This window comes from Saccharopolyspora spinosa NRRL 18395 (genome assembly GCF_000194155.1).
Classification (GTDB): domain Bacteria; phylum Actinomycetota; class Actinomycetes; order Mycobacteriales; family Pseudonocardiaceae; genus Saccharopolyspora; species Saccharopolyspora spinosa.
Genome location: NZ_GL877879.1, coordinates 203244 through 215569, shown reverse-complemented (window position 1 = coordinate 215569; position 12326 = coordinate 203244). Strand labels below are relative to the sequence as shown.

Here is a 12326-nt window from a genome sequence, read left to right as displayed (position 1 = left end):
GCCAGTTGTGACCTCTCGTGACCGCTTGCTGGCACTGGTGGTCGCCGTGCTCTGGGGCGGCAACTTCATCGCGCTCGACTACGGCCTCGGCCAGTTCCCACCGCTGTTCTTCGCCGCACTCCGCTTCGCGGTCCTGCTGCCGGTGCTCCTGTTCGTGCCGCGCCCGAAGGTGCCGTGGCGCTGGCTGCTCGGCTACGGGCTGTTCTTCGGCACCTTGCAATTCGCGTTCCTGTTCGTTGCGATGAACATCGGGATGCCGACCGGGCTGGCCTCCCTAGTGCAGCAGGCGTCGGCGCCGTTCACGGTGCTGCTCGGCGCGCTGCTGCTGCGGGAGAGGATCACCCCGGTTCAGGTCCTCGGCATCCTCGCCGCGGTGCTCGGAATGGTGGCGATCGGCTGGCACCGCGCCCAGAGCGCCAGTCTGCTGCCGATGCTGATCACGCTGTGCGGCGCGTTCTCGTGGGCATTGGGAAACCTGTGCAGCCGGAAGGCGAACGCGCCGAACCCCCTGCACCTGACGCTGTGGATCGCCATCGTGCCGCCGCTGCCGATGTTCGCACTGTCCGCGGTGGCCGAAGGCCCGACAGCGGGCTGGCACGCGGTGGCGACCGCATTCGACTCGCCGACCGGCTGGTACGCGATCGGCGGGCTCGCCTACACGTCGCTGCTGGCGACCATCATCGGCACGGGTCTGTGGACGACCCTGATGGGCCGCTACCCGGCCAGCCTGGTCGCGCCGTTCTCGCTGCTGGTGCCGGTGGTCGGCTTCACCACGGCCTGGCTGGTGCTAGGCGAGCAGCCGCACCCGATCGAGCTCGTGGCCGGAGCGGTCGTGGTCGGCGGAGTGCTGCTGGGCAGCATCAAGCTCACCCGGCGAACGGCCCCGCCCGAGGTTCCACCCGAACCCGCCGAGCCGGACAAACTTACCGCCTCGACGAGGTCTTGCAACACACTCTAATTAAGCCGATCGGCCGTCAGCTCTTCTTCAGCTCCTCAGCGAGCATCACGATGATGCCGCTGGGACCGCGGACATACGTGAGCTTGTAGATGTCCTCATACGTCGCCACGCCACGAAGCGGACGGCAACCGTGCCTCGCGGCTATCTCAAGGGCTTTGTCGATGTCGTCGACCGAGAAGGCTACGCGGTGCATGCCAATCTCGTTGGGACGAGTGGGCGTCGACTCGATCGCTTCGGGGTGGATGTACTCGAAGAGCTCAAGGCGACCGTGACCGTCTGGCGTCTGGAGCATTGCAATGTTGGCGTGGTTGCCATCAAGGCCGACGGCAGTGTCGGTCCACTCACCACTGACCGTGTCACGGCCGACGACCGTGAGACCCAGGTCGGTGAAAAAGGCGATCGTTGCTTCGAGGTCGCGCACGGCGATGCCGACGTTCTCAAGTTTGATGGCCATGCGTTGCATGTTACCGAGCCGGGCTGAGCAGCTCTGGTGGCGAGCCGGGCTCGATCGGCAGGAACATCGGCGAGTCACCGGCCTGCCCGGACGTGATCAACGTCACAAACGGAAGCCCGTTGCCGTCGACGAGCTGGTGGATCTTTGTCGACGGGCCGCCTCGGGACCGGGCCTCCGGCAAATCCCGCCACGCGATCCCCCGCCACGCAAAACGAGCCTCGAACAGCCCTAGCCGGTGGGGCCGCGTTCGAAGTCCGGGTTGCAGACGTGGATGCCGTTGCCCTCCGGGCAGTCGTAGGGCACCAGGAGCTGGTCGGTCTCGGTCATCAGGCGTTCCGCGGTCGCCCGCTCCAGGATCGCCCGGTGCTCGCACGCGGAACACCGCGCAGCACTGCTGTACCTCACCCACTGCCTCCGTTCGACCGGACCTAGAGATCTTGTGAACCTAGATGTTCGGACCCCGGCGGCAGTGGACGACGCGCGATTTCAATGGAAATCGAAGGTCCAATTTCCATTGAAATTGCGGGAGTTGTCCACAGCAGCCGGCGTGTCGGGGGCTGACGCGCCGGAGGGCCGCGAGTTCCAATTGAAATTGCGCTCAGGCCGGGTGGGCGGAGGTGATGTCGAGGTCGCCGAAGTCCGCCGGGTTCACCGCGTCGGCCGACACCTCGTGCGGCTTCAGGCGGCCGTCGCGGATGTCCTCGGCGTAATGGCAAGCCACGCGGTGTCCCGGCTTCAGCTCCCGCAGCTCCGGCCGCTCCGTGTCGCACCGGGTCGACTGCCGCCACGGGCACCTGGTGTGGAAGCGGCAGCCCGACGGTGGCGCGGCCGGCGAGGGCAGGTCGCCGGAGAGCAGGATCTGCTCACGCTCGTCCTCCACCGTCGGATCCGGCACCGGTACCGCCGAGAGCAACGCCTTCGAGTACGGGTGCAGCGGCTCCTCGTACAGGTCGTCCGATGTGGACTCCTCCACGATGCCGCCGAGGTACATCACCCCGACCCGGTCGGCGATTTGCCGCACCACCGCGAGGTCGTGCGCGATCACCAGGTACGTCAACCCGAGCTCGGCCTGCAGGTCCTCCAGCAGGTTCAGCACCTGCGCCTGCACCGACACGTCCAGCGCGGACACCGGCTCGTCGGCAACCACCAGGTCCGGCCCAACCGACAGCGCCCGGGCGATGCCGATGCGCTGCCGCTGGCCGCCGGAGAACTCGTGCGGGTACTTGCGCAGCGAGGTCGACGGCAGGCCCACGGCCGACAGCAGCTCGCGCAGCCGCTTGTCGGTGGCCGTCCGGCCGGTGTCCATCCCATGCGCCCGCATGCCCTCGACCAGCAGCGACTGCACCGACTGCCGGGGATCCAGGGACGACAGCGGGTCCTGGAAGACCATCTGCATCCGGCGGCGCATCCGGCGCAGCTGCTCGCCCTTCATCCCGAACAGGTCGACGCCGTCGAACACCACCCGGCCCCCGGTCGGCTTCTCCAGCCGCAGCACCGCGCGCCCCAGCGTCGACTTGCCGCAGCCGGATTCCCCGACCAGGCCGTAGGTTTCGCCGCGTTCGATGCGCAGCGACACCCCGTCGACGGCGTACACGTGGCCAACCGTGCGGTCCAGCACCACGCCGCGCTTGATCGGGAAGTGCACCTCGACCTGGTCGACGTCGACGAGCACTTCCCGGGAATTCCCCGCAGTTGCCGGGGTTTCGGTCATGACGCCTCCAAGGTCCGGCGCCGGGCACCGGCATCGGATGCGGTCAACGGGTGCATGGTCTGGTCGTGTCGCGCCGGTGACCCCCACGCAATTTCAATGGCAATCGGAGGTCCGTTTTCCATTGAAATTGCGGCAGAACCAGCGGTGGGCGGCGGGAGGGGGGAGCTCATCACGCCTCCACCGGGGTCGACATCGTCTCGCGCATCGGGTTGTGGCAACGCAGCAGCCGCGCGCCGACGTCGATGCTCACGTCCGGGGTCTGCTGCTCGCAGACCTCCTTCGCGTTCGGGCAGCGCGGGCAGAACGCGCAACCAGCGTCCCACGGGATGTTGTCGCTAATCGAGCCCTTGATCGGCGACAGCCGCTGGCCGCGCGGCGAATCCAGCCGCGGAATCGAGGCCAGCAGACCCGCCGTGTAGGGGTGCCGGGGCCGGGCGAACAACTCGTGCCGCGCGGCCCGCTCCACCACCCGGCCCGCGTAAAGCACGTTCACCTCGTCGCAGAGCCCGGCCACCACGCCCAGGTCGTGCGTGATCATGATCAGCGCGGTCTCGGTCTCGGCGACCAGTTCGGTCAGCAGCTGGAGGATCTGCGCCTGGATCGTCACGTCCAGCGCGGTGGTCGGCTCGTCGGCGATGAGCAGCCGCGGCTTGCAGGCCAGCGCCATCGCGATCAGCGCGCGCTGCCGCATGCCGCCGGAGAGCTGGTGCGGGTACTCCTTCAACCGCCGCCGCGGGTCCGGGATCCCCACCCGCCGCAGCAGGTCCTCGGCCTCCGGCATCGCCTCCTTGCGCGGCAGCCCGCGGTGTCGCTCGATGACCTCCGACACCTGCAGGCCGATCGGCACCACCGGGTTCAGCGAGGTCAGCGGGTCCTGGAACACCATGCTCAGGTCGCGGCCGCGGCGCTGGTCCAGCTCGCGCCGGGGCAGCTGCAGCAGGTTGGTGCCGTCGAAGTTGACCGAACCGGAAACCTCCGCCCCGGTGCTCGGCAGCAGGCCCATGATCGCCAGCGAGGTGACCGACTTCCCGCATCCCGACTCGCCGACCAGGCCGACGGTGCGGCCCGGATCGACGTCGAAGGAGATGCCGTCCACGGCGGTGACCGGCGGCTCGCCCTTGCGGGCGAAGACCACCGAGAGGTCGCGAACTTCCAGCAGTGCCATTCGTTTCCTCACCTCTAGCGCCGGCGCTTGGGGTCCAAGGCGTCCCGCAACGACTCGCCGACCAGCGTGAACCCGAGCGCGACCAGGATGATGCAACCGGCCGGCCAGAACGCCAGCTGCGGGTGCGAGTCGATGATGTTCTGCGCGCCGCCGAGCATCTGCCCCCATTCCGGCACCGAGTCGTCGGCCGCGCCCAGCCCCAGGAAGGACAGCGCCGCCGCGTCGATGATCGCCACCGCCAGCACCAGGGTGGCCTGCACGATGACCGGGCCGAGCGCGTTGGGCAGCATGTGCCGGAACACGATCGCGCTCTCCTTCACGCCCAGCGCCCGCGCCGCCAGCACGTGATCGCTGGCCCGTTGCGCGAGCATCGTGCCCCGCAGCAACCGCCCGAAGATCGGCACCTGCACGATCGCCACCGCCAGGATCACGGTGAACTGGGTCTGCTGCGCGAACAACGCGCCGATCGACACCGCCAGCAGCAGCGACGGCACCGACAGCATCACGTCCGCGATCCGCATGACCACCGCGTCCACCCAGCCACCGAACGCGCCGGCCAGGAGGCCCAGCACCAGGCCGCCGCCGAGCCCGATCACGGTGGCCAGCACGGCGACCAGCAGCGTCTGCTGGGAGCCCAGCAGCAGCCGGGAGAACAGGTCCCGGCCGTACTGGTCGCCGCCGAACGGGAAACCCTCCTGCGGCGGCGGAATCGTGTTGTCCGCGCGCGAAACCTGCTGCTCCAGCAGGCGTTGCGCCGGGTCGTGCGGGGCGAGCACCGGCGCGAGCAGCGCCAGCAGCACGAACGCGGCGATGATCACCGCGCCGACCACGAACACCGGGTTGCGCTTCAGCCGCCGCCACGCCGACGCGGCCAGGCTCACCCCGGCGTCCGACGCCGCCGTCTCCGCCAGCGCGTCGATGCGTTCCTTGCGCTGCGTTTTCAGCACCATGACCTCACCGTGTCCGCAGTCGTGGGTCGATCAACGCGTACGAGAGGTCGACTATCAGGTTGACCAGCACGTACACCATCGCGGACGCCAGGATCACCACTTGCAGCACCGGGAAGTCCTTGCGCTGGAACCCGATGGCCACCGCCTGGCCGATCCCCGCGATGTTGAACACTCGCTCGGTCAGCACCGCCCCGGCCAGCAGCGCGCCGGTCTGCAAACCGATCGTCGTCACCACCGGCAGCATCGCGTTGTGCAGGATGTGGCGACGCCGGATCACCATGCCCGTCAGGCCTTTCGCCCGCGCGGTGCGCACGTAGTCCTCGTCCATCACGTCCAGGACCGCGGCCCGGGTGATCCGGAAGATCACCGCGAACGGGATGGTGGACAACGCGATGGCTGGCAGGATCAGGTGCACGAACGAGTTCCACGCGGCATCGAACTCGCGGGTCAGGAGCCCATCGAGGATGTAGAAGCCGGTCACCCGCGTCGCGTTCAGCCCGACGTCCTGGCGGCCGGAGGCCGGCAGCGCGCCCAGCTGGATGGCGAACACGAACTTCAGCAGGGGCACCGCAACACCGATCAGCGACCAGGTGATGCTCACGTTGTCCAGCCAGCTACCGCGCTTGCGGGCCGCCAGGTAGCCCAGCGGAATGCCAACCACCACCGCCAGCAGCAGCGCCAGGATCGACAGCTCCAGCGTCGCCGGGAAGCGGGTCAGGAACACCTCCAGCGCCGGCGACCCGCGCTGCACGCCGGTCGACGTGCCGAAGTCACCGGTGACGGCGCGCCCCAGGAAGCGCCAGTACTGCACGAAGATCGGTTGGTCCAGGCCGAGATCGGCCTCGAGCTTGGCGCGCGCCTCCGGGGTGGCGCGGTCCCCCAGCAGCGCTGACACCGGGCCGCCGGGCAACATCCGCAGCCAGGCGAACAGCAGCATCGACAGCACAACGACGACCAGCGCCAGTTGCGCGAGCCGTCGGATCGTGAAGCGGAGCACGAAACCCCCGTTTGGTCAGTCCGGACGTGAGCACGCGATTTCGCGCGAAACCGACGGCCCCCGTGCAGGAGCCGCGCCGGCTTCGCGCGAAATCGTCAACTCACTTCTCCGAGACGCTCACCGACGCGAACTCCTCGGCGGTCAACGGCGACGTCTGCAACCCGTGCACCCGCGGGCTGGTCACGATCGCCGGCGGCGAGTGCGACAGCGGCACGGCGGGCAGGTACTCGGACATCAGCTTCCGGTTGATGTCCTGGTACATCTGGTTGCGCTTGGCCTCGTCCGGCTCGCCGTCGGCGGCCTTCAGCTGCGCTGCCAGCTCCTCGCCCCACGGCGAGGCCGCGGTGTAGAACCGGTTGGTCGGCGTGCCGAAGAAGGTGCCGATGAAGTTGTCCGGCGTGTTGTAGTCGCCGGTCCAGCCGAGCAGGAAGATGTCGGCCTTGGCATTGTCCACGTCGTCGATGTAGCCGCCGTTCCACGGCTTGCTCACGGGGTTGATGGTGAAGCCCGCCTCACGCAAGTCCTCGGCGAGAGCGTTGTAGATGCCCTGCGGGTCCGGCATGTACGGCCGGGTCACCTCCGTGGGCCAGTAGAAGTTCAACGTCAGGTTCGGCACGCCTGCCTCGGCGAGCAGCTGCTTGGCCTTCGCCGGGTCGTGCGAGTACTTCTGGACGTCATCTGCGTAGCCGTCCACCGTCTTCGGGTAGAACTGGGTGGCCACCGAGGCGCCTTCGGGCATGTTGGACTTGACCAGCGTCTCCCGGTCCACCGCGTACGCCAGCGCCTGCCGCACCTTCAGGTTCTGCAGCGCCGGGTTGTTCTTCTGGGTGACGCCCAGGTACATGATGTTGAACGGGTCGCGGACCTGGACGTCGTTGCCGGCGTCGCGCAGCGCCTTTAGGTCGGCGGCGTTGGGGAAGTCGTAGCCGTCGATGGCGCCCGACTCCAGTTCCTGCTTGCGCACCGTCTCGTCCGGGATGATGCGGAAGATCAGCTCGTTGAGCTTGGCCTTCTCGCCCCAGTATTCGTCGTTGCGGACCAGCTTGATGGTGCCGTTGCTCTCGTCGTAGGACGCGAACTTGAACGGGCCGGTGCCGGTCGGGTGCGCTTTGGCGTACTCCGGGTACACGAAGCTGTCGCCCTGTGCCTGCACGTTGTTGGCCTGGTACTGGTCCATCGCGGTGGGCGACTGCATGCTGAACGACGGCAGCCCGAGGATGTCCGGGAACTTCGAGCTGGCGCGGGTCAGGTGGACCACGGCCGTGGTCGCGTCCGGGGCGTCGCACGCCTGGTACAGCGACGGGGTCTTGCCGTCGGCGAACCCACCGAAGTTCTCGATCCAGTAGTAGGACAGCGCGTTGTTCTGACCGGCGCCGGTCTGGTTGAACATGCGCTGGAAGTTCTTGCACACCGCTTCGCCGTTGAAGTCGGTGCCGTCGTGGAACTTCACGCCCTGGCGGAGCTTGAAGGTCCAGGTCTTGCCGTCCGGGCTGTGCTCCCAGCTCTCGGCGAGCTCCGGTTGGACGTCGGACGAGCCCGGCTTGAAGCCGACGAGGCCTTCCGTCATCTGACGGGTGACCCGGAAGGTCTCGCCGTCGGAGGCGTAGAAGGGGTCGAACAGGTCGGGTGCGCCTGCCGCGCCGAAGGTGAGCGTGCCGCCTTCACCGCCGCCGCCGGCCTCGCGCTGCGATTGCGCGCAGGCCGCCAGCGAGGTCGCCGCGACGATGGCGACGCCAGCGGTCACAACACGACGCCGCGTGCTTGATCCGCGACGCGGCGCCGATGGAGCTCTACTCATGGAAGCACCTCGGTGTGTCTCAGGTCTCAGAGTTCCGTGAGACTAACTCGCATTCGGAGTTGGGTGGAGCACCTGAGGTTACGATCCAGCTACTTAGGCGCGCCTAAGGGAAACCCGATTTATCGGGCATTCACCCACGTGGGCGAGCGTATTGAGCCGCCTGGACGGACCGGAAGAACTATCGGGCCACCCGGGAAAACCGGTAAAAACTGCGGAAGTCCGCTCCCGTCGCGAGCGATTCTGGCGATGCGCGAACACCTCCGGCGGTACCGCCCGCGGCCGCCTTCAACCCGACCGGGTCACGACGCCGGAACTACGGAACAGCGCAAATCAACCGGATCGGCGTCACCGCAGCAAAATGCTCGTGAGCGCATTGAGCCGCTATTACGACCCGAATTACTCACGAGCATTTAGCAGAAAAACGCGCGGGGCCCGGGAATCACATGGCGCGGCGGCCGGAGAGGGCGCGGCCGAGCGTCAGCTCGTCGGCGAACTCCAGGTCGCCACCCATCGGCAGGCCGGACGCCAGCCGCGTGACCGTCAGACCGGGGAAGTCCCGCAGCATTCGCAGCAGGTACGTCGCGGTCGCCTCGCCCTCGGTATTCGGGTCCGTCGCGATGATCACCTCGGTGGTTTCCTCCTGCCCGATGCGGGCCAGCAGCTCGCGCACCCGCAGCTGGTCCGGCCCCACCCCGGACAGCGGATCCAGCGCGCCGCCGAGCACGTGGTAGCGCCCTTTGAACTCGCGGGTGCGCTCGATCGCCAGCACGTCCTTGGGTTCCTCGACGACGCACACCAGCGCCTTGTCCCGCCGGGCGTCCCGGCAGATGCGGCAGGTCGTCTCCTCCGAGACGTTGCCGCAGACGTCGCAGAACACCACGCCTTCCTTGACCTTCTGCAGGACCTCCTGCAGCCGGGTCACGTCCGCGGGCTCCGCCGCGAGCAGGTGGAAGGCGATGCGCTGCGCGCTCTTCGGACCGATGCCAGGCAGCCTGCCGAGCTCATCGATCAAATCCTGAACCGGACCTTCGTACACTTATCGCTCGTTTCCAGGGGTTCGGTGCAGTTTCAACTGAAACCGCACTCCCCGCCGACGACGGTGCGCAGTTTCAATTGAAACTGCGATCACATGCCCGGCAGGCTGAGACCGCCGAGGCCCCCACCGCCCAGCGCACCGGTGAGCGGACCCATCTTCTCGGCCTGCAGCTCCTGCGCCGCCCGGTTCGCGTCGCGGACCGCCGCAACGACCAGGTCGGCCAGCGTCTCGGTGTCCTCCGGGTCGGCCGCCTTCGGGTCGATCGACAGCCCCTTCAGCTCGCCCGCCCCGCTGACGGTCGCGGTAACCAGGCCGCCACCGGCGCTGCCGGTGACCTCCGCGGCGGCGAGCTCCTGCTGCGCAGTCATCAGCTGCTGCTGCATCTTCTGCGCCTGTTCCATGATCTGCTGCATGTTCGGCTGGCCACCAGGCTGCACGTGATCCTCCTCCGGCTGGCGCGTGCGCGTACCCCAATTCGGGCTACGCCACCAGCCTAGAGAATGCGCGGCCCGCCCTGCCTGGCGGTGCGGGTGGCGGCGGGCCTGGGCGGTGGGGGCGAAGCATGACATGGTGATCGCATGGCGCTGGACATCGTGCGGTTGCTGGAGCTGACCAGCTGGCGGGCCTTCGACGTGTCCGCCACCGGCCGGGTCCTGGCCGGCTCCGACGAGTCCGGTTCCACCCAGCTCATCGAGCTCGCCGACGGCGAGCAGACCCCGCTGACCGCCCTGCCTGGCGCGGTGACCGGCCGCTACCTCCCCGACGAGCGCGCCGTGGTCGTCCAGCACGACACCAACGGCAACGAGCGCGGCCAGCTCTCCTTGCTGCGCCTGGACCAACCGCGCGCCCGCCCGGCACAGCTGCGCGACCTGGAGCCGCTGGTCCGCGACCCCGAACACGTGCACCGGCTGCTCGACGTCCTGCCCGGCCGGATCGTCTACGCGACCAACCGCCGCAACGACGTGGACTTCGACGTGGTGATCCGCGACGTGGCCACCGGCGACGAGCAGGTCGCCTACGACGGTGGCGGCATGGTCATGGAGGCGGCGGCCTCGCGGGACGGCCGCCACCTGGCGCTGACAGTGCCCGCCGACCCGCCGATGTCCGACCAGCTCCTCCTGGTCGACACGACAGCACCCGGGAATATGCGCGCGCTGACCGGCCGCGACGTGCCAGCCCGGCACGTCCAGCTCGGCTGGCTGCCCGACGGTCTGGTCGTCACCACCAACGCCGACCGGGACCTCACCGGCATCGCGCACATCGACCCGCGGACCGGGGCGCGTCGGTGGCTGGTGACCTCCGACGAGCACGACCTCACCGGCTGGCTCTCCCCGGACGGTTCGACGCTGCTCGTGCAAGCCAACGAGGACGGCGCGAGCCGGCTCGCGCTGCACGACGCGACCGGGTACCTGCTGCGGGCCGTCCGGCTGCCCGCCAACGGCTGGTGCGCGTTCCCGCTGCCCGCGCCGGTCTGGTCACCGGACTCGCGGTTCGTCGCGCTGTCCTTCAGCGCCGCAACGGTTCCGGGCGACGCGCTGCTGGTGAACGCCGCGACCGGCGAAAGCGAGTCGCTGACCGGTTCCGCGGAGCAGCTCCGCGGCCAGCGCCCGGTCGAGCCGAGCACGCACCGGGTGCCGACCCGCGACGGCGAGCAGCTGCCGTGCTTCGTCTACTCGCCGCGCGAGGCCAATCCGCGACTGGCAGGTTCGGCGGTGCTGATCATCCACGGCGGCCCGGAGAGCCAGTCGGTGCGGACTTTCAACCCGATCGTCCAGGCCCTCGTCGCCCAGGGGCACACGGTGCTGGTGCCCAACGTCCGCGGCTCCACCGGCTACGGGAAGCGCTGGTACTCGGCCGACGACGGGCGCAACCGGCTGGAGTCGGTGACCGACCTCGGCGACCTGCACGACTGGCTGCCGTCGATCGGACTGGACCCGAAGCGCGCGGCGCTGTGGGGCGGCTCGTACGGCGGGTACATGGTGCTCGCCGGGCTGGCGTTCCAGCCGGAGCGGTGGGCGGCCGGAGTCGACATCGTCGGGATCTCGTCCCTGGTCACGTTCCTGGAGAGGACCGCTGCCTACCGGCGCGCGCACCGCGAGCGCGAATACGGTTCGCTCGCGGCCGATGCCGAATTCCTGCGCGAGGCGTCGCCGCTGACCGAGGTCGCATCCATCACGGCGCCGCTGTTCGTGCTGCACGGGGCGAACGACCCACGGGTGCCGTTGTCCGAGGCGGAGCAGATCGCGGCGGCTGTCCGCGCCAAGGGCCTGGAGTGCGAGCTCCGGGTCTACGACGACGAGGGCCACGGCCTGGCCAAACGCGCCAACCGCCTCGACGCCTACCCGGGAGCGGTGGCCTTCCTGGCCCGCCACCTGGCAAAGCAAGCCTGACCCCGGCCGACCGGCGGCTGGCCGTGCGAGAAACCGCCGCCGTTTCCAGGGGCGCTCCGGGAGCGCGGTGCCGCTTCGCGGAAGGGCTCAGTTGTCGATCCGGCGGGCGCCGAGCTCGCGCTCGAAGAGCTCCACCGCCGCCGCTTCGGGGTCCGGCCCCAGCTGGGCGTCGGCGTCCATCGGGGACGACTCGGCGAGCATCGTCTCCGGGTCTTCCTCGTCGTCGGCGACCGGCGAACGCGGTGCCCGCGACGGCTCCGGGGGCCTGGGCGGCTCCGGAGGCGGCGGCACGTCATCCGGTGGCGGGGGCTCCTCGTCCGGCGGCTCGGGCGGCGGCGGGATGTCGTCCGGCTCCGGCGGACGCGGCACCGAACCCTGGCGCGCGGGCGAACCCGCCTGCGGCCGAGAGTGCGCCCGACCGTTGGCGGCCTCGCCACCGGCCTGCGGATTCGCGGCCTGACCGTTGGACGGCTGGGCACTGGGCTCGCTCTGCTGGGTCGACCGGCGCTGCGGCGGCTGCTTCGGCGCGGCAGGTCGAGCCGGGGGCGGCGGTGCGGCACCGGCCTCGACGCACTGGATTTCCCACTCACCGCCGACCACCTCGCGCAGCGAGTCCCGGACGAAGTCCAGCCGCCGCTGCTGAGCGAGCTGCTTGACCAGCCCGGACGTCGGCATCGACAGCACCAGCGTGCCGCCGTTGAGGTCCTGCACCGTCGCGTTGAGCAGCAACGCCTGCGTCGGCCGGTTCCGCTTCGCGACGGCCTGCAGGACGTCCGACCACACCCTCCGCACGTCGGCCGCCCCGGCGGGAGCGGCCGCCGCAGGCTGCGCCGCTGGCGCGGCTGCCGGACGCGGCTCCGCCGCTGC

At 69.4% G+C, this 12326-nt stretch carries 11 protein-coding genes and 1 pseudogene; 2 read left to right on the top strand and 10 right to left on the bottom strand.

What is annotated here, in order from left to right:
* Nucleotides 1-7: 7 nt before the first annotated feature.
* Nucleotides 8-958, top strand: coding sequence for an EamA family transporter (locus SSPN_RS0120080; RefSeq protein WP_010307688.1), 951 nt, complete (start codon nucleotides 8-10; stop codon nucleotides 956-958).
* A 16-nt stretch (nucleotides 959-974) separates the two neighbouring features.
* Here the strand turns inward: SSPN_RS0120080 and SSPN_RS0120075 are convergent, their stop codons facing one another.
* The 9 genes from SSPN_RS0120075 to SSPN_RS0120030 form a co-directional block, all read right to left on the bottom strand.
* The gene (locus tag SSPN_RS0120075; protein WP_010307687.1) at nucleotides 975-1412 is read right to left on the bottom strand and encodes a VOC family protein; all 438 of its coding nucleotides are present in this window, start codon (nucleotides 1410-1412) and stop codon (nucleotides 975-977) included.
* Nucleotides 1413-1640: 228 nt separating this feature from the next.
* Nucleotides 1641-1817, bottom strand: coding sequence for a hypothetical protein (locus SSPN_RS56910; protein WP_010307685.1), 177 nt, complete (start codon nucleotides 1815-1817; stop codon nucleotides 1641-1643).
* 193 nt (nucleotides 1818-2010) lie between these two features.
* Complete coding sequence (locus SSPN_RS0120060; protein ID WP_029535532.1) at nucleotides 2011-3123, bottom strand: ABC transporter ATP-binding protein; 1113 nt, start codon at nucleotides 3121-3123, stop codon at nucleotides 2011-2013.
* A gap of 169 nt (nucleotides 3124-3292) precedes the next feature.
* Complete coding sequence (locus SSPN_RS0120055; RefSeq protein ID WP_010307683.1) at nucleotides 3293-4288, bottom strand: ABC transporter ATP-binding protein; 996 nt, start codon at nucleotides 4286-4288, stop codon at nucleotides 3293-3295.
* 14 nt (nucleotides 4289-4302) lie between these two features.
* Nucleotides 4303-5238, bottom strand: coding sequence for an ABC transporter permease (locus SSPN_RS0120050; protein ID WP_010307682.1), 936 nt, complete (start codon nucleotides 5236-5238; stop codon nucleotides 4303-4305).
* Nucleotides 5239-5242: 4 nt separating this feature from the next.
* Entirely contained in the window at nucleotides 5243-6235 is a 993-nt protein-coding gene (locus SSPN_RS0120045; RefSeq protein ID WP_010307681.1) for an ABC transporter permease, read from the bottom strand.
* 100 nt (nucleotides 6236-6335) lie between these two features.
* Nucleotides 6336-8033, bottom strand: a complete 1698-nt coding sequence (locus tag SSPN_RS0120040; RefSeq protein WP_029535531.1) for an ABC transporter substrate-binding protein — start codon at nucleotides 8031-8033, stop codon at nucleotides 6336-6338.
* A gap of 439 nt (nucleotides 8034-8472) precedes the next feature.
* Nucleotides 8473-9069, bottom strand: a complete 597-nt coding sequence (gene recR / locus SSPN_RS0120035; RefSeq protein ID WP_010307679.1) for a recombination mediator RecR — start codon at nucleotides 9067-9069, stop codon at nucleotides 8473-8475.
* A gap of 89 nt (nucleotides 9070-9158) precedes the next feature.
* Entirely contained in the window at nucleotides 9159-9482 is a 324-nt protein-coding gene (locus tag SSPN_RS0120030; protein ID WP_237710797.1) for a YbaB/EbfC family nucleoid-associated protein, read from the bottom strand.
* Between the two features lie 165 nt (nucleotides 9483-9647).
* On the opposite strand from SSPN_RS0120030, the gene SSPN_RS0120025 reads away from it, so the two are divergent.
* Complete coding sequence (locus SSPN_RS0120025) at nucleotides 9648-11459, top strand: S9 family peptidase (RefSeq protein WP_010307677.1); 1812 nt, start codon at nucleotides 9648-9650, stop codon at nucleotides 11457-11459.
* A gap of 87 nt (nucleotides 11460-11546) precedes the next feature.
* Here the strand turns inward: SSPN_RS0120025 and SSPN_RS56905 are convergent.
* Nucleotides 11547-12326 (bottom strand): annotated as a pseudogene (locus SSPN_RS56905) (DNA polymerase III subunit gamma/tau); the annotation flags it as partial.